Source organism: Allobacillus salarius (assembly GCF_007559425.1).
In the GTDB taxonomy this organism is placed as follows: Bacteria; Bacillota; Bacilli; order Bacillales; family Alkalibacillaceae; genus Allobacillus; species Allobacillus salarius.
In genome coordinates this window covers 65,625-85,801 of record NZ_VMHE01000001.1, presented here as the reverse complement: position 1 = coordinate 85,801, position 20,177 = coordinate 65,625, and the positions used below count along the sequence as shown (strand labels likewise).

Here is a 20,177-nt window from a genome sequence, read left to right as displayed (position 1 = left end):
GTAATAATAAGTATATCTACTCACGAAGGGGAATGGTGACGTGTTTACAATAGGTATGCGAGTCACGTTAGAAATGGATCAAAGTGGTAACAAAGAGCAACATACAAGCAAAATTATGGAATTCGATCGAAATTATTTATATCTTACATATCCTTCGCACCAACGTAAGGGAACAACAACTTACGTAGCCGATGGGCAACTTACGGATATATCAGTCGTTGGTTCGAATAATGTGGTCTATAAATTTTCTTCAGAAATTTTAGGTAGGAAAAAGATAAAAAAAATCCCTGTTCTTTATATTCGTATACCTCATTCGACAGAAATTAAAAAAATTCAACGCAGACAATACGTTCGTGTAGAAAATGTACTAGATGTTGCAGTATACTCTTTAGAGGAAGAGAAAGCTCCTTTAATAACAAGATCTGTCGATATCAGTGGCGGTGGTTTAGCGGTAGTGACTGATTCACAAGACCGATTCAAACCAGATGAAACTGTCCGCTTAATGATTGTACTACCTTTTAGCTCTGACAAATATGAATATATCGAAAGTCCAGGGAAAGTTGTTCGTAACTTTTTGGATCAACAGCATGCTGAACCCCGCATGTCCATTAATTTTACGGATATCCAACCAAATAATCGGGAGAAAATTATTAAATTCATTTTCGAAAAACAATTAGAAGAACGAAGGAAATTAAGTAATAACCAAAATTCCAGGAGGAAACGCATATGAGAATCGCAATTGATGGGCCTGCTGCAGCAGGAAAAAGCACCGTAGCCAAATTATTGGCAAAAGAGCTAGGTTATTTATACATAGATACAGGAGCCATGTATCGCGCAATGACATTAGCTGCGTTAAAAGCTTCTGTTAACTTAGAAAAAGAACATGAATTAGTGGAATTGGCGAATGATACTTCAATTACATTCCAAGCCGGAACAGATGGACAGCAAGAAGTGTATGTTAATGGAATCAATGTTTCAAAGGAAATTCGAGATAAAGACGTGACCAATAACGTCTCAATTGTTGCAAAACATCGCTTAATTCGTGAGAGATTGGTTGCGATGCAACAACAATTAGCCGAAGAAGGTAATGTCGTTATGGATGGAAGAGATATAGGTACGCACGTTCTTCCAAATGCAGAAGTAAAAATCTTTTTGATTGCTTCCGTTATTGAAAGAGCAGAACGTCGCCATAAAGAGAATGTGGAAAACGGATTTGAATCAGACTTAGAAACGCTCAAAGATGAAATTCGCAAACGAGATCAATTGGATTCAGAACGCGAAGTTTCACCATTAATAAAAGCGGACGATGCCATAGAATTGGATACTACTTCTATGAGCATAGATGAAGTGAAAGACAAGATTCTTTCAATAGTCATTCAAAAAGAAAATGAGGAAGGGAAAGCGTAATGTTATATCCATTAGGTAAATTTCTCGTTTCTGTCTTATTTAAATTGTTATTTAAAATTAAAGTCATTGGAAAAGAAAACATACCCAAGGATGGTCCTGTAATTATTTGTTCCAATCATATTTCAAACTATGACCCACCTACCGTCGGCATTACCTCGCCAAGAACAATCCATTTTATGGCGAAAGAAGAGCTGTTTGAGAAAAAAGGTATTGGGTTTATTTTAAGAAATGTAAATGCATTTCCGGTTAAACGTGGTATGCGTGATCGGAATGCTTTACGAAAAGGTTTGAAACTTCTGGAAGAAGGGAATGTATTAGGACTATTTCCAGAGGGAACTAGGAGTAAAACGGGTCAAGTAAAAAAAGGCCTTGCTGGTGCAGGTTTTTTCGCTATGCGGTCTAATGCTACAGTCATCCCTTGTGCAATCATCGGAAAATATGAACGCTCTAAACCATTGACGGTTATTTATGGTAAACCGATACAGTTCGAATCATTGAAAAAAGACAAACCATCCGCTCAAGAAGTCACCGATGAAATTATGGAAAATATAAAGCGATTATTAGATGAATATAGAAAATGATGTTATGATTTATTTAGTTAAATTTATTGAAGAAGAGTTTGGGTACGAAGGAGGATTTGGACATGGTAGAGAATCATGAGGACCATGAAGTAAATGTGTTGAATGTTGGAGATGAATTGAATGTAACTGTATTGAAATTAGAGGAGAAACAAGTAGTTGTAGATACAGGAACAAAATTTGATGGTGTCATCCCTATTTCTGAACTTTCACATTTGCACGTGGATCATACAAGCGAAGTGTTATCTGAAGGGGAAGAAGTAAGTGTTGTCGTCAAAAAAGTAGAAGAAGATACAATTATTCTTTCCAAAAAGATGAAAGACCGCGAAACGGCGTTTCAAAAATTGACTGAACGATTCGAAAAAGAAGAGGTTTTCGACGTAGAAGTAATTGAATCAGTCAATGGCGGCTTAGTCGTGAATGCTGGATTAAGTGCATTTATGCCAGCTTCTCATGTAGAAACGCACTATGTTGAAGATTTAAGTGCGTACAAAGGAAAAACTTTATCTGTAAAAATCATCGAAATGAATGAGGAAAAAAACCGCATCATCGTTTCCCATAAAGCTGTAGCTGAAGAAGAACTGCAAGCGAAAAAACAAGAGTTACTACAAGAACTCGAAATTGGTGATATCGTTGAAGGAAAAGTACAACGACTAGCTCCATTCGGTGTTTTCGTTGACTTAGGTGGAATGGATGGATTGGTTCATATTTCACAATTATCCCATCAGCATATCGACCAACCGAGCGATGTCGTTAGCGAAGGAGACCAATTGAAAGTAAAAGTCATTTCTGTTGATCGTGACAATGAACGAATCGGTCTTTCAGTGAAAGAAACACTTCCAGGTCCATGGGATCGAATTGAAGACCAAATTAACGTTGGTGAAATTGTCGAAGGAAATGTCGTTCGTCTCGTTCATTTTGGTGCTTTCGTAGAAGTGCTACCGGGTGTAGAAGGACTTGTGCATATTTCTCAGATTTCGAAAGAACATATTGGTAGACCAGAAGAAGTGCTTGAGCAAGGCCAGAAAGTAAAAGCGAAGGTACTTGAAGTAAATGGCGAAAAGAAACGAATCTCTTTAAGTATTCGTGAAATTGAAGAAGATCAAGATCGTTCTGAATATCAAAAATACCAGAAAGATCAAGATGACCATACGTTCCAACTTGGTGACCTTGTTGGGGACAAACTTAAAAAGATGAGAGACTAAGAAATCTCTAGTTTTTGATAAGTAACATTACAATAAAATGAATGGAAGAGGCTGGGACTTAACAAACATTTATTAATCAGAAGAAGCGGAGTATGATAGTATTACTATATACGTGAAATTTTCCGAATAAGAGAACGTGCATTAATTAAAATTGCTACGTTTCTGGGAATATAGATCGTTATATGCTGTCACTCGGTACTTTCTGATATAAAGGAATTTTTGTCCCAGCTTTTTTATCCGATTAATTCTATAATGAAATACAATGCTAAAAGTTATTATTTATTTAACAGAATGTGATTAAAAAATTTACTTATGTTGTTAGGAATGAATGATTATGAGAAAATCGACTGTTGCTATCGTAGGTAGACCGAACGTCGGTAAATCAACTATCTTCAATCGTTTAGTTGGTGAACGGATTTCGATTGTCGAGGACACACCTGGTGTAACTCGGGACCGCATCTACGCAAAAGCAGAATGGTTAAATACAGAATTCAATATTATTGATACAGGCGGAATTGATTTAAGTGATGAGCCACTGCTTGTACAAGTTAGAGAGCAAGCTGAAATTGCAATTCATGAAGCAGACGTTATTGTCTTTTTGGTCAATGGTCGAGAAGGCATCACGAGTGCAGATGAAGAGGTAGCAAAGATTTTATACCGATCCAACAAACCGGTTGTACTTGCCATCAACAAAGTTGATAGCTATGAAATGCAACATTTAATTTATGAATATTATGCGTTAGGTTTTGGACAACCGTTTCCGATTTCCGGTACACACGGATTAGGATTAGGTGATCTGTTGGATGAGGTTGTCAAGCATTTTCCTGACCGCAGCAATGAGATTGAAGATGAAGACAGAATCTATTTCTCTTTAATCGGAAGACCGAATGTCGGTAAATCCTCTCTTGTAAATGCCATACTAGGCGTTGATCGTGTCATCGTCAGCGATGTTGAAGGTACAACAAAAGATGCTGTAGATACTTCTTTTACGAGAGAAGGTAGAGATTTTACAATCATCGATACAGCAGGGATGCGTAAAAGAGGTAAAGTATATGAATCGACAGAAAAATATAGCGTACTGAGGGCCATGAAGGCAATCGAACGTTCAGATGTCGCTCTCATTTTAATTGATGCTGACACAGGAATACGAGAACAAGACAAGAAAATTGCTGGTTACGCACATGATGCGGGACGTGCAATTATTATTGTCGTTAACAAATGGGATACTGTTGAGAGCAGTCAAGATGCGATGAACAAATTTGAACAAGAAATCAGAAAGCAGTTCCAATTTTTAAGTTATGCACCAATCGTGTTTTTATCAGCGAAAACAAAGAAAAGACTACACACTTTATTGCCAACGATCGTCATGGCTGGCGAAAATCACGCTAAACGAGTGAAGACGAACGTATTAAATGAAGTGATTGAAGATGCTTTAGCCGTCAATCCGACGCCTTCGATTAAAGGGCAAAAACTAAAAATCCTATATACCACTCAAGTGGCCGCAAAACCGCCAACATTTGTCGTTTTTGTTAATGACCCACAATTGATGCATTTCACATATGAACGTTTCTTGGAAAATCGTATACGAGAAGCTTTTGGTTTTGAGGGTACGCCCGTCAATATTTATGCCAGAAGAAGAAATTAATTGATGAGGTGGAAGAATGAAAAAGGTTACGGTACTCGGTGCTGGAAGCTGGGGAACGGCATTAGCCATGGTATTGGCTCATAACGGACATGATGTTCGATTATGGTCACACCGAAAAGAACAAGCAGATGAGATCAACAATCAACATACAAATGACAAATATTTACCAGGCATTGAACTGCCGGATAAAATTACTGGTTATCATGATTTAAAACAAGCATTGGAAAGTTCTGAAGCTGTTTTAGTTGTCGTTCCAACAAAAGCAATCCGAGATGTCATTAAGCAAGCAAAACAGTATTTGACAAGTGATCAAGTTCTTATGCATGCGTCGAAAGGTATTGAACCGGAAACACATAAACGGATTTCAGAAATGATGACTGAAGAGTTAGGAGAACAACTTGGTGAAAAAGTAGTTGTTTTATCAGGGCCTAGCCATGCAGAAGAAGTAGCCTTGCAACAACCGACTACAGTGACTGTTTCTTCGTTAAAGTCAACAGAAGCCGAAAAAGCTCAAGATTTATTTATGAATAATGTATTTCGGGTTTATACAAACGAAGATTTTATCGGCGTTGAGATCGGTGGAGCACTTAAAAATATTATCGCACTCGGTGCTGGTATATCAGATGGACTTGGTTATGGAGATAATGCTAAAGCGGCATTAATGACGAGAGGCTTAGCTGAAATGGCAAAGCTAGGCGTCAAGCTAGGTGCCACTCCTTTAACGTTTGCAGGACTAACTGGCATTGGCGATCTTATTGTCACATGTACAAGCCAGCATAGTCGTAATTATCGAGCAGGATTTATGTTAGGTGAAGGATATGAATTATCCGATGTGCTTGATAAGATGGGAATGGTCGTCGAAGGTGTACGTACGACAAAGGCTGTACATCAATTAGCAGAAATCGAAGCAGTAGAAATGCCGATTACAAGTGGTATTTATGAGTTGCTATTTGAAGGTAAAGATCCACGTCAAGTTGTTGATGATTTAATGCAACGAGGAAAAACGAATGAACTGAATGCTCTCTCGGTAGATTTTAATTAAATTTAAAGTTATGACACATCCTTCTAGCGTTGAACGAACAGCTTTCTCCAGAATGCATATAGTATTATGAATGTATTCGTAAGGAGGAAAACGTATGAAAGATGATGTTACAAATTCGATTATGAATCATCTGAACAAGAAAGCTGATATATCACCACAAGAGATCATTCAAGTAGCAAATGCTATGCAACAAGCAAATTTTTCGGATGAAAAAACGGTTCGAAATCTTGTCAGAAGGTTAGGTAAAATGGCCAATCGTCCGGTAACCAAAGAGAAAGAAGATCGAATTGTTGAATTGGTTACGAAAAAGAATCAATCGATGGATGCGAACATGCTTCAACAAATTTTTAAAAAATAGCAATTGTATAGGCTAGCGAACGTTCAAACCCACGCGATTGTCATATGATATGGTGAAAGAGTGATGAGCTGCTTGTGAGGAATTAGTCTGAGAGGTGTACGCCCCTACACCTCTTTTTTCTTTTGCAAGGATTGAAAAACTGGATATTTTTTAACCTGTATATGGATATATGCCTTGAGAATTCACAAAGCTTTCAAGTTCATTACTTATAAGCGTATGAAAGAATATGATATAATCTTTGAGGAAGAAAGTGAGGTTGTAACATGTCTCAATCAATGCTAAATATGTACATATCTTTTGGAGGAATGATTTTACTCTTTGCCGCAACAGGCTTAATCATCTTGGCTAGAAATAAGTTATCTGGTGTATTAAGATTTATCGTTTCTCTGACAGCTTATCTTTGCTTGGTTGTGGGAGCAATCATTATTTTCTATATTGTTCTAAGTGGACCTACCGAATAAATGAGGGATGAAGAATGATGCGTATTCTATTATTGGTTTTTTCTAGTATTCTTTTAACCGGGTGTCTTTATCCGAATAATCAGCTTACTGAAAACCAGGCAACGAATGATGAGCAATTAAATCGGGTGCAAGAAGCTGTTGATGAATACCGAGAAACAACCAATGGACTTTTACCAATTGAAACGAAAGATCAAAACACACCAATTTTTATTAAATATCCTATTGACTTTCAGGTATTGAGGGAAAAAGGAATAATGGGTGAAGTGCCTAGTAATTCATTTGCAGGCGGCGGAAAGTATTCCTATGTTCTAATTAACCCAGAAGAAGATCCAAAAGTAAAAGTAGTGGATGCACGAATAACTCAACAATTAAGAACAGTAAATTATCAAATCAATTTATATCGAAATGAAAATGATTTCGCTCCATTTGGTGAGCGGATTGGTAACGGGATTTTCTCGATAGACCGAGAAAAACTACGATTAAAAGATGGTTACACAGTTACTAGTCCTTATACCGGGCAAGAGTTAGATATTGTCATTGGTAAAGGTGGAGATGCGAAAGTCGATTTTAGACCGGATGTATATCAATTAATGGAAGAAGAAGGTATAGAGGAATATGAAGGAGATCTTCGCTATCTCCTTGCAGAGCATTATCCAATAGCCCCTGCGTATTCACCAGCGATGTTTATGGAAAATGGAGAAATTATTTTAAAACAATCCGAATAACCGATCATTTGATTACATAGAGATTCTACTAAGGAAACTGTAGGATCTCTATTTTTTTATAGGTTTCTGGCATATTCAAGTAGGACAACGTCATAAGTTAATAGTGCATATGAATAACAGTTAATCGATACTGTATAAAAGGTCGGAGGGATAAGATGGATAATTTCAACGTGTTTCATGACATATCTAAGCGAACCAACGGAGATATTTACCTAGGTGTTGTTGGTGCTGTGCGAACAGGTAAATCTACGTTCATCAAAAAATTCATGAATCAGATTGTTTTACCGAACATTGAATCTGAAGATGAACGTGATCGCGCAACAGATGAACTACCTCAGAGCGCAGCCGGAAAAACAATTATGACGACAGAACCTAAGTTTATACCGAATAATGCGGTAGAAATCTCCGTTGATGAAGGTTTGGATGTCAAAGTTCGATTAGTTGATTGTGTAGGGTATACGGTGAATGGAGCAAAAGGGTTTGAAGATGAGAATGGACCGCGAATGATTCATACGCCTTGGTATGAAGAAGCTATACCGTTTCCTGATGCAGCAGAAATTGGGACGAGAAAGGTCATTCAAGAACATTCAACGATTGGTGTCGTCGTGACAACGGACGGGTCTTTTGGAGAAATACCAAGAGAAGACTATGTGGATGCAGAAGCTCGTGTAGTTGAAGAGTTAAAGGAAGTAGGAAAACCGTTTATAATGGTGCTTAATTCCTCGAGACCACATGAACAGGAAACAATCGAGCTCCGTAATGAATTGGCTGAGCTTTATGATATCCCAGTCATCCCAGTATCTGTTGAGGAAATGCGAGAAGATGATATTCACAACATTTTACGAGAAGCATTGTTTGAATTCCCGGTTATTGAAGTCAATGTCAATCTTCCTAGTTGGGTGATGTCCTTAAAAGATGACCACTGGCTCAGAAAACAATTCCAAGAGGCGATTCAAGAAACGGTCAAAGATGTTCGCCGTTTGAGAGATGTTGATCAAGTGGTAGGTAATTTCTTCGATTATGAATTCGTCACTGATGCGAGGTTATCCGGCATGGAGATGGGTGAAGGGGTTGCAGAAGTCGAACTTCACACATCCGATGAGCTTTATGACCAAGTATTAAATGAAATTGTCGGTGTGGAAATTCGAGGGAAAGATCATTTACTTGAGTTAATCCAAGACTATGCAGATGCCAAAAGAGAGTACGACCAATATCAAGATGCGATTGCTATGGTCAAGCAGACGGGATACGGGGTTGCAAATCCTACCTTAGAGGATATGAAATTAGAAGAGCCTGAAATTATACGCCAAGGTCCTCGTTACGGTGTGAGATTGAAGGCGGTAGCTCCTTCGATTCATATGATCAAAGTGGATGTCGAATCAGAATTCGCTCCTATTATCGGTACAGAGAAACAAAGTGAAGAACTCGTCCGATATTTAATGCAAGATTTTGAAGAAGATCCGTTATCAATTTGGAAGTCAGATATTTTCGGACGCTCATTAAGCTCGATCGTACGAGAAGGAATCCACGCAAAGTTAACACTCATGCCGGAACACGCTCGATATAAATTAAAAGATACACTCGAGCGAATCATCAACGAAGGAAGCGGCGGATTGATTGCGATTATCCTATAAATTTACAAAAGCGACAGAGAAATGTCGCTTTTTTTCTGCTTAAAATGAGAAAAATGTCTTAAAACGTTGATAAATTAGGTATTTTAGGCATTTTTATATTGAAAGGTGGATATGCTTGTGATACTATTCAAATACAGCTAGCGAGCCTGTCAAATATAGGCACCACAAAGGTTACGGGCTTTCTATTGTTTTGTTAACTAAAAACAACGTCACAAAAAAGCGAACTAGATTGATCGAGTTCGCGGAAAATTATTGTTAAGTTGCAATTGTATAAAATCTACAATATGCAATTTAATATAGTTACTCACTCTTTGAGAGGAGGTGAGACGGATGAACAAAACAGACTTAATTAATGCAGTTGCTGAGCAAGCTGATCTTTCTAAGAAAGACGCTTCTAATGCTGTTGATGCAGTTTTCGATGCAATCACTGGTTCATTGAAAAAATCAGAAAAAGTACAATTAATCGGTTTCGGTAACTTTGAGGTACGTGAGCGTTCTGCTCGTAAGGGACGTAACCCTCAAACAGGTGAACAAATTGATATCCCTGCAAGTAAAGTTCCAGCATTCAAAGCTGGTAAAGCCCTAAAAGATGCTGTGAAATAACAGTACATAGGGTAAATCCCTAAAAAGGAGGTTTAACCTCCTTTTTTTATTTTTGTCTAATATATTTTTCTCTTCTTCTTGTTAGCGAATTTGCTTCGAACATGCTAAAATATCATAGGAGTCCTAGAACGGTATAGTTGGGTGATTGAATTGAATTCAGTAAATGACTATCAGGATCAATTGGTCCTAACATTTATAGATAAATATAAACATACATACGTTAATGAAGACCGATATGACATGGTCAGCCTGAAGCAGCATTTGCATTTTTTTCAGGAAATCAAACCTGAATTGAATGATTGGGAACGGGTTATTTTTGATGCCGTCATTCACATGCAAATCTCATTACAAATTCATGATCGTGTAGAGTCTGATTTTTTACAAAGTAATCATACGGATACTATGGTTGGCTCGATTCAAATGAATGCCTTAATTGGCGACTATCATAGTTCCTGGTTTTATAAACTGTTGTCTGGTTCGGGTGAACTCAGTGCCTTAGCGCATTTTCTAGAACCTGTTAAACAAATTAATCGTACAAAGGTTGAGCTTTTACATAATGAAAGTTTATCCGTAGTAGAAATTCTTAATAAAGTAGAAGAGATTTATATCGGTTTGTATGATGCTTATGCTTTGTATCATCAACTTGCTGACTATAACCATTTACGAAATCAAATCATTTATCATTTTGTTTATAGTCAAAAACCATTCTGGATTGAAAACATGATTAAACGAAATAGCCAAGTAAAAGACAAATGGCTCGAACGAAAATCTCAATTTGAAGAGGATTCGATCAATCGTGAATGAAAGTAGGAGACCAATGGACCCTCAAACAAAGTCCGAAAAAGTACATTCTGTATTTGAAAAAATTTATAACCGTTACGATAAAATGAATTCCATCATTTCATTTCAACGTCATAAAGCTTGGCGTAAAGATGTTATGAAGCGAATGGCTGTCGAACAAGGTTCTGATTGTTTAGATGTATGCTGTGGAACTGGTGATTGGACAATCGCTCTGTCTGAAGCAACCGGAAAAGACGGAAAAGTTATTGGTTTAGATTTCAGCCAAAATATGCTCTCTGTCGGAGAGAAAAAGATTGCTGATCGTCAAATTGAAAACATCACATTTACTCACGGCGATGCAATGAATCTACCTTATGACGACCATTCATTTGATTATGTAACGATTGGATTCGGTTTACGAAATGTTCCCGATTATAATCGTGTCTTACGAGAAATGTACCGTGTTGTGAAACCTGGCGGAAGTGTCGTTTGCCTTGAAACCTCACAACCGACATTACCTATATATAAACAACTGTATTTCTTTTATTTCCGTCGTATCATGCCTTTGTTCGGTAAGTTATTTGCAAAAAGCTATGACGAATACGTTTGGCTAAATGAATCAACAAAAAACTTTCCGGATAAAGCGACATTGAAAAAAATGTTTGTAAATGCAGGATTTAAAAATGTCCAAGTGAAATCATACGCACTTGGTGCAGCAGCTATGCACAAAGGCACTAAATAAAGAAAGGTGAAAACGGATGAAACTTGCAGCGACTTTATCATCGATCAAGCCAGAGATGGATCAAGTTGAACGTAAAATTAAAGAGATAACCTCTGCTGAACCTTCTATGATCAGCCATACATCCAGTCATCTTTTGGAAGCTGGTGGTAAACGGATACGGCCGGTATTTGTATTGCTAGCTTCTAAATTTGGTGCCCCGATGCAGAAAAACGTGATTGAAGTCGCTATTGCCCTTGAACTAATCCATATGGCCTCACTTGTCCATGATGATGTGATTGATCGGGCAACAATCCGAAGGGGAAAACCAACTGTAAACGATCTATGGGATAATGGTACCGCTATGTTTACAGGTGATTTTATTTTTGCTCGTGCAGTTGAATTGTTACAGAATTTAGATGAACCTAGACTTCATCTTGTTTTATCACATACAATTCATCAGCTAACATTAGGGGAAATTGAACAACTAAAAGACCGCTATATGATTGGACAAAATTTATTCCGTTATTTTAGAAGAATAAAGCGAAAAACGGCTTTATTGATTGCATCTAGCACCGAACTTGGTGCGATTTCGTCACAATGCAACGACGAAGAAATCAAACAGTTAAAAAGGTTCGGTTATTATATTGGTATGGCTTATCAAATCATTGATGACATACTTGATTTTACAGCTTCCGAAAAAGAACTTGGCAAACCAGTTGGAAGTGATTTACTCAATGGACATCTTACGTTGCCAACGATTCTAGCGATTCAAAAGGATGAAGCTTCACTTTCATCGATTGAAGCGTATTTTAAAGATCCAACAGCATACAATCGGGAACAAATCATCCAAACCATACAAGATATCGGCAGCTCTTCTGCGATTGATGAGGCTTATGCATGGAGTGACGCATATTTAGACAGAGCACTAATTGCTTTGGAAAAGTTGCCATCACATCCGATTAAAAAAACGTTGCGAAAAATTGCAATCTATTTAGGGAAGCGTAAATATTGATATTTAAATTGTAATTTTCGTTAATCTTTGATAAACTTTTTACGGTTTGAAAAATAGCATAAATACATTGAAGAGGTGTTAATTATGGAAAGAACATTCGTTATGGTTAAGCCTGATGGCGTACAACGTAATCTAGTTGGAGATATCGTAGCTCGTTTCGAAAGTAAAGGATTTAAACTAGCAGGAGCTAAATTGATGCAAATCTCCCAAAATCTAGCTGAAACACATTATGGTGAGCACAGTGATAAGCCATTCTTCGGTGAATTGGTTGACTTCATTACATCCGGACCAGTTTTTGCGATGGTGTGGGAAGGTGAAAATGTAATTGCAACTGCACGTAAAATGATGGGTGCTACAAACCCACAAGATGCTGACGTTGCAACTATTCGTGGTGACTTTGGTTTAACAGTAGGTAAAAACGTTATCCACGGTTCTGATTCTGAAGAGTCAGCAAAACGTGAAATCGAACTATTCTTCCTAAATGAAGAACTTGTAGATTATCAAAAAAATCAAGATACTTGGGTTTACTAAGCATTTCAACGTCCAGAAAACCAGCTGCAATCTGTAGCTGGTTTTTTGCTGTTCCTGTTATCAATAATAACCATCATGGAATCGAGTTTTAAATATTTTGGTGATTCATGGAACAATAGCATTATACCGCCATTTTCTTTATAATAAGAAGTATTACAGATGTAGGAGAGAGTAAAAGTTGTGACGAATGATTATACTGAATTTGTAAGTTCAATTAAAAAGCAAACAGGCATTGATTTAGGATTATATAAAGAGAAACAGATGAAACGTCGATTGACTTCCCTAAGAGAAAAGCGTGGTTTCGACACATTCTCAAGCTATTTCAAAGCAGTAAAGAATGACCGAGAATTATTAACGGAATTATTAGACCGAATGACAATTAATGTCTCAGAATTTTTTCGCAATCGTTTAAGGTGGGAACGGCTTCAATCCAATTTACTCCCTGATTTACTAAAAGACAAAGATTGCATCAACGTTTGGAGTGCTGCATGTTCGACTGGAGAAGAGCCATACACACTAGCGATTCTATTGCATGAATTTTTACGCTGGGACCAAATGAACATCTTAGCAACCGACTTAGATGAAACTGTATTACATAAGGCGCAGCAAGGTATTTATCACGAACGGTCGTTAAAGGAAGTTACACAAGAACAAAAAAGAAAATATTTTCATCATGATGGAAAAGTTTATCAAGTTAACGATGAATTAAAAAAAGTCATATCCTTTGAACAACATAATTTACTCGCTGATTCCTTTACAGGTAAATACGATTTAATTTGTTGTAGAAATGTATTAATCTATTTTACGGATGAAGCAAAGACAGAGATATACACACAATTTGCGAATCATTTGAATGAAGGTGGAATTTTGTTTGTTGGTAGTACAGAACAAATTTTTCATCCAGAGAAATATGGCTTACGAACGATTGATTCATTTTTTTATCAAAAGATGTAAAGGGAGTCTTAGACAATGCGTTATTTAACTGCAGGTGAATCACACGGAAAACAGCTAACTACGATTATTGAAGGTATACCAGCACATTTACAGTTATTGGCTGAAGATATTAATCACTCATTAATCCGCAGACAGGGCGGCTACGGAAGAGGTCGACGAATGAAAATCGAAAAAGATTTAATCGAGATCACTTCAGGTGTCAGACATGGTTCAACTTTAGGTTCACCGATCAGTCTCGTACTGAAAAATGACGATTATAAACATTGGATTGATATTATGGGGGCAGATCCTTTGCCGAACGATACTGAAATCCGTAGGCAAGTAACAAAGCCTCGTCCAGGGCATGCTGATTTGAATGGTGCATTGAAGTATAACCAACGCGATATGCGTAACATCCTTGAGCGATCCTCCGCACGTGAAACGGCTGCAAGGGTAGCGGCAGGATCAGTTGCCAAACAATTATTACGCGAGATTGGTATTGAGGTATTAGGTTTCGTCAAACAAATCTATCAAGTAGAAGCAAATGACCGACCTGAATTAACGATGAAAGAAAAACAAGAGATTTCCTATCAATCAGCTTTGCACGTTATTGATCCTTCAGTAGAAGAAGACATGAAAGCAGCTATTGACCAAGCAAAACAAGATGGTGACTCGATCGGAGGTATATGTGAGGTGCATGTAGAAGGAGTACCTGTTGGATTAGGATCACATGTACACTTTGATCGAAAACTAGATGGAAAAATAGCTGGCAGTGTAATGAGTATCAACGCTTTCAAAGGTGTTGAATTTGGTGAAGGATTTAAAGTAGCGAGCAAACGCGGAAGTGAAGTGCACGATGAAATTAGCTTCAATGAGCAAGATGGATATCAACGGGAATCGAATCGTTTAGGTGGGTTTGAAGGTGGTATGACAACAGGAATGCCAATCATCGTAAAAGGGGTCATGAAGCCAATACCGACTTTATATAAACCACTTAATAGCGTTGATATTGACACGAAAGAAACATTTAAGGCAAGTATTGAGCGTTCTGATTCTTGTGCTGTTCCAGCAGCAGCTGTCGTCATGGAACATGTGGTTGCTTGGGAAGTCGCTAATGCCATTTTAGATCAATTTCCAGCTGACTTCATGGATCAATTGAAGAAGGCAGTTGCAGATTACAGAGAAAGGACTCGTTTATTTTGATTGGACTTTCGGTCAGAGCTCAATCCCGTGACTATCAAATTTTCATTGATTCAGGATTACGTTTTCAATTAGCGGAATTACTTGATTCATCCATTGAAAAACTCGTCATCGTAACGGATGAACATGTAAAAAAATATTATCTCGATGATTGCTTACATGAATTAAAATCATCTTTTCCAGTTAACGTTTATGTTATTCCGCCAGGTGAACAATCCAAATCGATGGAGCAATATAAAAGTTTGCAACAATTTTTGCTGAATCAACGCATAACAAGAAAATCAGCCATCCTCGCATTAGGCGGCGGAGTCGTTGGGGATTTAGCGGGTTTTGCCGCTGCGACCTTTGCTAGAGGTATTGGGTTCATTCAAATGCCGACTACCATTCTTGCGCACGATAGTAGTATCGGTGGAAAAGTCGCGGTTAATTTAGACGGAAAGAAAAACATCATCGGTAGCTTTTATCCGCCTCACCAAGTTATTTTTGATCTCGAGATGTTTCAAACGCTTAACGAGCAAGAAATACGCTCCGGTCTAGCTGAAATGGTGAAGCATGGATTAATTGCAGACCAGAAGTTATATGATAGTTTGTTGTCTTCGATTAAAGTGGATTTTGACCTTTCTTCAAATGATTTTAAACATTTGCTTGTACAGTCGATTCAAGTGAAAAATAAGATTGTAGAGAAGGATGAAAAAGAAACGGGTATTCGGAAATTCTTGAACTTTGGACACTCATTTGGCCATGCATTGGAAGCGGCACATATGAATTCGCGTACCCATGGTGAATGTGTGATGCTTGGAATGATCTTTGCTCTATGGTTATCGAACGAGAAGTTCAATCATCTGAAAGGATTTTCATTTCAAAGACTGATGGATTGGGTAAAGCAAATGGATTATCCGTTACAATTAGATGATGTTACAAGTGCAGAGCTTCTAAACAACATGAAATTTGATAAAAAGAATACGCAGGATGAATTGCAGCTTGTTCTTTTGAAACAAATTGGAAGTCCATGCTTACAAAATATCAACGTCTATACAATGGAAAGTTATCTCAATGAATTTATTACAAAGTGGAATCAGGGTGAATTCAATTGGCTCAAATGAACGGTATTAACGGAACACTCATCGTTCCAGGTGACAAATCAATATCTCACCGAGCTGCAATTTTAGCAAGCTTATCGACAGGGAAGACAGTGATTGATAATTTCTTGTTTTCGGAAGATTGTTTACGTACACTGGATGCTTTTCAGGAGATGGGGGTACAAATTACTAAACGCAATCAGCAAGTCATCGTTGAAAGTGAAGGACCCTCAAAATTTTTACCAGCTAAAAACGCTATTGATCTCGGAAATTCAGGGACAACCGCCAGATTGTTAGCGGGTGTTTTGTCAGCCATGCCTTTTAGCACAGTAATAAAAGGTGATTCTTCTTTATCAAGTAGGCCGATGAAACGTGTGACTGAACCACTTTCAATGATGGGCGCAAAGTTTAAATTTTTGCAACGGGATGGCCACCTACCTATGACGATCGAAGGAGGCAGGCTGAAGCAAATTGATTATGAAATGCCCGTCGCTAGCGCCCAAGTAAAATCAGCTGTTCTCTTAGCAGCGCTAACTGGACAAGTTCATGTATCGGTGACTGAACAAACGAAATCCAGAGATCATACTGAACGTATGCTTGAAGCCTACGGAATTCATATCGAGGATAAAAATGGTACAATTACATTAAGAGAAAACCAAGTGCTACATGCAAAAAACATCGAGGTACCTGGAGACTTTTCATCAGCAGCTTATTGGATTGCAGCTGCAGTCATTACTCCAGGAAGTGAATTGACCATTGAACATGTTGGTCTTAACCCAACGAGAATCGGTTTTCTGAACGTATTGAAGCGAATGGGGGCATCCATCGAAATCATAGAAAAGTTAGATGCGATGAACGAACCAGTCGGAACAATTATTGTTCGATACTCGACATTAAATGCAACGTCATTAGAAATTGATGAAATACCAACACTCATTGATGAAATCCCTATTTTGGCTTTAGTCGCAACACAGGCTGAAGGTACGTCTCACTTTCATCATTTAGAAGAGTTACGATTTAAAGAAACGGACCGCATAAAAGCGACTGTACTTGGTTTAGAAGAACTCGGGGCAGATATTCAGATGAAGGATGATGGAATGGTCATACAGGGACGGACTCGATTGCATGGTGGAGTGGTCAAAACATTTCACGACCACCGAATTGCCATGACAGCAATGATTGCTTCGTTAATTACGAGTGGTGACGTAACGGTTGATGATCAAGACTGTGTTAAAATCTCATACCCTAATTTCTTTGAACAGTTGAATGAATTCATATAACCGATACATTCTCCAAAAGAATGAAAGAAAGGTGGCCGAAGATAATGGATATTATTAATCAGGCACTTCAATTGAAAGACCAAGATAAAATAAATGACGCCATCCAACTCTTACAAGAATACCAACGGAGCGCTGGAGAAGATGAACGAATTGAGATTGCCCAACTTTTTCAAGATTGGGGATTAATGAATGATGCAATTGCAATCTATGAAGATATGTTATTGCTTTACCCTGAAGACTCACACATTAAATTACTACTGGCCGAAATATATACGGATATTGGGGATGACGAGAAAGTCATCGAATTAATGGAAACGATTCGTCCTGAAGAAGAAGCTTATGTACCGGCGTTAGTTCAACTAGCCGATTTATATCAAACACAAGGTTTATTTGAAGTATCGGAACAAAAATTGCTAGAAGCAAAAGATATTTCACCAAACGAACCGATTATTGATTTAGCATTGGCTGAATTGGCTTTTTCAAATGGAGAATTTCAAAAAGCGATACCATATTATGAACGAATTGAACGGATGGAAGAAGAGGTATCTATCGTCAATGTGAAAGAACGGCTTGCTGAATCACTCTCATCATTAGGTAATTGGGAAGAAGCGTTACGATATTATGAAATGATTACTTTAGATCATCCAGATCAACTATTCAAATATGGATATACCGCGTATCAATTGGAAAGATATCAAGTAGCGATTGAAGCGTGGCGAAAATTGCTCGAAATCGACCAGGATTATACAAGTGTATATCCATTGTTGGCAACTTCCTTACATGAGGAAGGAGCTGTTCAGGAAGCTTTTGAAGCATTAGAGCAAGGCATTCAAAAAGATGAATTCAACAACGAATTGTACTTACTGGCAGCCGAGTACGCTGTTGAGCTAGGGAATCGTAAAGATGCAGAATCTTATTTAAAACAATCCCTTTCATTAGATCCTGGATTTGAAGAAGCTGCTGAGCGACTACTTGAACTGTATGAAGATGATTTGGACTATGAAGCGGCCAACGACTTGTTGGATGAGCTTTTAAGTTATGAAGCTTACCCAGACATCCTCCTATGGAGAAAGGCTCAAGTTTCGATCGAATTGGAATTGTTTGACCAAGCTAAGCAAGCTTACGAAAAGGCTTATCCTTCATTTAAAGAGCAGCCAGACTTTCTGAAAGAATATGGTTACTTTATGAATGAAGAAGGTAACCGGGAACAAAGCCTATCCTTGTTGGAAGCTTATTTGACATTCCGACCTGAAGATGAAGAAGTTAGTGATTTTGTCAGTCGATTGACTAACGAATAAAGGCAGGTGTAAAGAAATGCAAGTGCCTTCTGAGCGAAAAAAGGCTTTTATTGAATGGTTCCTAACCACACATCCCCCTGAGCAAAGGGAAGTCGTGTGGTTACTTCAGTATATTTTAAAAAGAGAACAATTACTTAACGGTATTCATTTTATCTATGAAGCTCACTTGACACCACGAAGCATCATTGTTTCGACGGAAGAAGAAGAAAGTAGACCATTCCGTTTTTATAAAGAGCATATTGTGACGACAGATGTCGATAAAGCATTTCATGATATTCGTTTAAATCAAGATCAAGAGTTGTTTATTGAATTTATATATGAAGACGTCCGGCAATCGGCTGAATATGCAGATGTACTAGAAGAGAATCCATATTTACCCGACGATTATTACTTGGAAAAAAAGGATTATAATGCGATCGAAAAATTTTTAGAAGAGACATCTCGAGAAAATGAAAAAAAATCATTGCAAAAGAGAATAAATGAAGCGTTAGACCAAGGTGATGAAGAAGCTTTTTTGAAATGGAGCAAGTTATTGAATAATCTTGACAAAGAACACTCTGAATAAGGAGGGAAGTATAAAATGAAATATATTGAACAAGATATAAAAATGTATATCCAAGAAAAGGAATATATCGATACAGCAATCATTCCATTAGTCCCTTATGCCATTCATGATGATCAAGAAATGGTTCTGACGTCGTTTCAACAAGAGCTAATGAATTTATACTCTCATCAACTCGAACAACGATTGAAAGGTAGAATATTTCTATTTCCAGTCTATACTTATTTAAAAAATAGTTTGATTGATAATGAAATTGAACGCATTAATCATGTTATCCAAGAAGTGAAGAAACAACCTTTCAACGAAGTGTTCCTATTAACATTCGATAAACAATGGCGAAAACAGTCAAGCTCCATAGAAGGTGAATTAGTTTGGCTTCCTGCAATCAAAAGTGGCAATCTTCAATCAAATGAGGTTCGTGAAGTCATTCGCTCTCAAATTATCGATATCGAAGAATTAATCAAAGAAAGTTGGTCTTAATTTTGAAAAATTTTCGTCGAAATAGGATTTTTATTGACCGTAATGAAGGGATACGCTATCATTGTATTGTCCTAATAAATAATCGTTTCGAAAGACCCTATGCGTTGCATCAGATGGTAGAGGGGGGAAAAGAATGAGCAATAAAAAGAACAACCAAGTTTCTCGTCGACAATTTTTGAACTATACCTTAACAGGTGTTGGTGGCTTTATGGGTGCTGCATTAATCGCGCCAATGGTTGGATTTGCAGTAGACCCACTATTGAAAGGTGAGAAATCTGGTGACTTTGTTTACGTTTTGGACGTAGATGAAATCACAGAAACACCACAGAAAGTCTCATTCCAAGTCGATCAAACAGATGGTTGGTATGAATCGAAAGTTGAAAAAAATGCTTTCGTATTTTATGACAGTAACGGTGATATTCTAGCTTTATCACCAGTATGTACGCACTTGGGTTGTACAGTTGACTGGGCAACAGAAAAGGAAGATGAATTTTTCTGTCCTTGTCATGATGGTCGTTACAACGCTGAAGGAGAAAACATTGCAGGTACTCCTCCAACTGAACCATTACATGAGTATACGTTTAAGGTTGAAGAAGGAAAGCTGTATCTAAGTCCAGAAACGCATGCAAGAGGGGGGGCATAA

At 37.7% G+C, this 20,177-nt stretch carries 23 protein-coding genes; all 23 read left to right on the top strand.

Annotated elements, in window-relative coordinates; all coding sequences use genetic code 11:
• Nucleotides 1-40 precede the first annotated feature (40 nt).
• On the top strand, nt 41-730 hold the full coding sequence (locus FPQ13_RS00475) for a flagellar brake protein (protein ID WP_144087336.1): 690 nt from the start codon (nt 41-43) through the stop codon (nt 728-730).
• Nucleotides 727-1,407, top strand: a complete 681-nt coding sequence (cmk, locus tag FPQ13_RS00470; RefSeq protein WP_144087335.1) for a (d)CMP kinase — start codon at nt 727-729, stop codon at nt 1,405-1,407. Before FPQ13_RS00475 ends, cmk begins: the two co-directional genes overlap by 4 nt.
• Nucleotides 1,407-1,988: a lysophospholipid acyltransferase family protein gene (locus tag FPQ13_RS00465; RefSeq protein WP_144087334.1), complete on the top strand. Its 582-nt coding sequence runs from the start codon at nt 1,407-1,409 to the stop codon at nt 1,986-1,988. The genes cmk and FPQ13_RS00465 overlap by 1 nt, the downstream gene beginning before the upstream one ends.
• 62 nt (nt 1,989-2,050) lie before the next feature.
• Nucleotides 2,051-3,190 carry a 30S ribosomal protein S1 gene (rpsA, locus tag FPQ13_RS00460; protein ID WP_144087333.1) on the top strand — a complete coding sequence of 380 codons (1,140 nt, stop codon included), beginning with the start codon at nt 2,051-2,053 and terminating at the stop codon, nt 3,188-3,190.
• 334 nt (nt 3,191-3,524) lie between these two features.
• The gene (gene der, locus FPQ13_RS00455; RefSeq protein WP_144087332.1) at nt 3,525-4,835 is read left to right on the top strand and encodes a ribosome biogenesis GTPase Der; all 1,311 of its coding nucleotides are present in this window, start codon (nt 3,525-3,527) and stop codon (nt 4,833-4,835) included.
• A 16-nt stretch (nt 4,836-4,851) separates the two neighbouring features.
• A complete protein-coding gene (locus tag FPQ13_RS00450) occupies nt 4,852-5,877 on the top strand; it encodes an NAD(P)H-dependent glycerol-3-phosphate dehydrogenase (protein ID WP_144087331.1) in 1,026 nt (341 codons plus the stop codon).
• 94 nt (nt 5,878-5,971) lie between these two features.
• Nucleotides 5,972-6,235 carry a stage VI sporulation protein F gene (locus FPQ13_RS00445; RefSeq protein ID WP_144087330.1) on the top strand — a complete coding sequence of 88 codons (264 nt, stop codon included), beginning with the start codon at nt 5,972-5,974 and terminating at the stop codon, nt 6,233-6,235.
• A gap of 263 nt (nt 6,236-6,498) precedes the next feature.
• The gene (locus tag FPQ13_RS00440; protein WP_144087329.1) at nt 6,499-6,696 is read left to right on the top strand and encodes a DUF2768 domain-containing protein; all 198 of its coding nucleotides are present in this window, start codon (nt 6,499-6,501) and stop codon (nt 6,694-6,696) included.
• A gap of 14 nt (nt 6,697-6,710) precedes the next feature.
• Entirely contained in the window at nt 6,711-7,421 is a 711-nt protein-coding gene (locus FPQ13_RS00435) for a hypothetical protein (protein ID WP_144087328.1), read from the top strand.
• 155 nt (nt 7,422-7,576) lie between these two features.
• Nucleotides 7,577-9,055 carry a stage IV sporulation protein A gene (spoIVA, locus tag FPQ13_RS00430; protein ID WP_144087327.1) on the top strand — a complete coding sequence of 493 codons (1,479 nt, stop codon included), beginning with the start codon at nt 7,577-7,579 and terminating at the stop codon, nt 9,053-9,055.
• 330 nt (nt 9,056-9,385) lie between these two features.
• Nucleotides 9,386-9,658, top strand: coding sequence for an HU family DNA-binding protein (locus tag FPQ13_RS00425; RefSeq protein ID WP_144087326.1), 273 nt, complete (start codon nt 9,386-9,388; stop codon nt 9,656-9,658).
• A 150-nt stretch (nt 9,659-9,808) separates the two neighbouring features.
• Entirely contained in the window at nt 9,809-10,462 is a 654-nt protein-coding gene (locus FPQ13_RS00420) for a heptaprenyl diphosphate synthase component 1 (protein WP_144087325.1), read from the top strand.
• A gap of 13 nt (nt 10,463-10,475) precedes the next feature.
• Nucleotides 10,476-11,180 (top strand): demethylmenaquinone methyltransferase, encoded by a 705-nt coding sequence (locus FPQ13_RS00415; protein WP_144087324.1) that lies wholly within the window; start codon nt 10,476-10,478, stop codon nt 11,178-11,180.
• Between the two features lie 16 nt (nt 11,181-11,196).
• Nucleotides 11,197-12,171: a polyprenyl synthetase family protein gene (locus tag FPQ13_RS00410; protein ID WP_144087323.1), complete on the top strand. Its 975-nt coding sequence runs from the start codon at nt 11,197-11,199 to the stop codon at nt 12,169-12,171.
• An 84-nt stretch (nt 12,172-12,255) separates the two neighbouring features.
• The gene (gene ndk / locus FPQ13_RS00405; RefSeq protein WP_144087322.1) at nt 12,256-12,702 is read left to right on the top strand and encodes a nucleoside-diphosphate kinase; all 447 of its coding nucleotides are present in this window, start codon (nt 12,256-12,258) and stop codon (nt 12,700-12,702) included.
• 180 nt (nt 12,703-12,882) lie between these two features.
• Nucleotides 12,883-13,656, top strand: a complete 774-nt coding sequence (locus FPQ13_RS00400; protein ID WP_144087321.1) for a CheR family methyltransferase — start codon at nt 12,883-12,885, stop codon at nt 13,654-13,656.
• Nucleotides 13,657-13,671: 15 nt separating this feature from the next.
• Nucleotides 13,672-14,838 (top strand): chorismate synthase, encoded by a 1,167-nt coding sequence (gene aroC, locus FPQ13_RS00395; protein ID WP_144087320.1) that lies wholly within the window; start codon nt 13,672-13,674, stop codon nt 14,836-14,838.
• Nucleotides 14,835-15,938: a 3-dehydroquinate synthase gene (gene aroB / locus FPQ13_RS00390; protein ID WP_186279495.1), complete on the top strand. Its 1,104-nt coding sequence runs from the start codon at nt 14,835-14,837 to the stop codon at nt 15,936-15,938. The genes aroC and aroB overlap by 4 nt, the downstream gene beginning before the upstream one ends.
• Nucleotides 15,935-17,194: a 3-phosphoshikimate 1-carboxyvinyltransferase gene (aroA, locus tag FPQ13_RS00385; protein ID WP_144087617.1), complete on the top strand. Its 1,260-nt coding sequence runs from the start codon at nt 15,935-15,937 to the stop codon at nt 17,192-17,194. Before aroB ends, aroA begins: the two co-directional genes overlap by 4 nt.
• A 44-nt stretch (nt 17,195-17,238) precedes the next feature.
• Nucleotides 17,239-18,492 (top strand): tetratricopeptide repeat protein, encoded by a 1,254-nt coding sequence (locus tag FPQ13_RS00380; protein WP_186279494.1) that lies wholly within the window; start codon nt 17,239-17,241, stop codon nt 18,490-18,492.
• Nucleotides 18,493-18,508: 16 nt separating this feature from the next.
• Nucleotides 18,509-19,057, top strand: coding sequence for a ReoY family proteolytic degradation factor (locus FPQ13_RS00375; RefSeq protein ID WP_144087317.1), 549 nt, complete (start codon nt 18,509-18,511; stop codon nt 19,055-19,057).
• A 15-nt stretch (nt 19,058-19,072) separates the two neighbouring features.
• Complete coding sequence (locus FPQ13_RS00370) at nt 19,073-19,534, top strand: DUF2487 family protein (RefSeq protein WP_144087316.1); 462 nt, start codon at nt 19,073-19,075, stop codon at nt 19,532-19,534.
• A gap of 133 nt (nt 19,535-19,667) precedes the next feature.
• Nucleotides 19,668-20,177: a QcrA and Rieske domain-containing protein gene (locus tag FPQ13_RS00365; RefSeq protein WP_144087315.1), complete on the top strand. Its 510-nt coding sequence runs from the start codon at nt 19,668-19,670 to the stop codon at nt 20,175-20,177.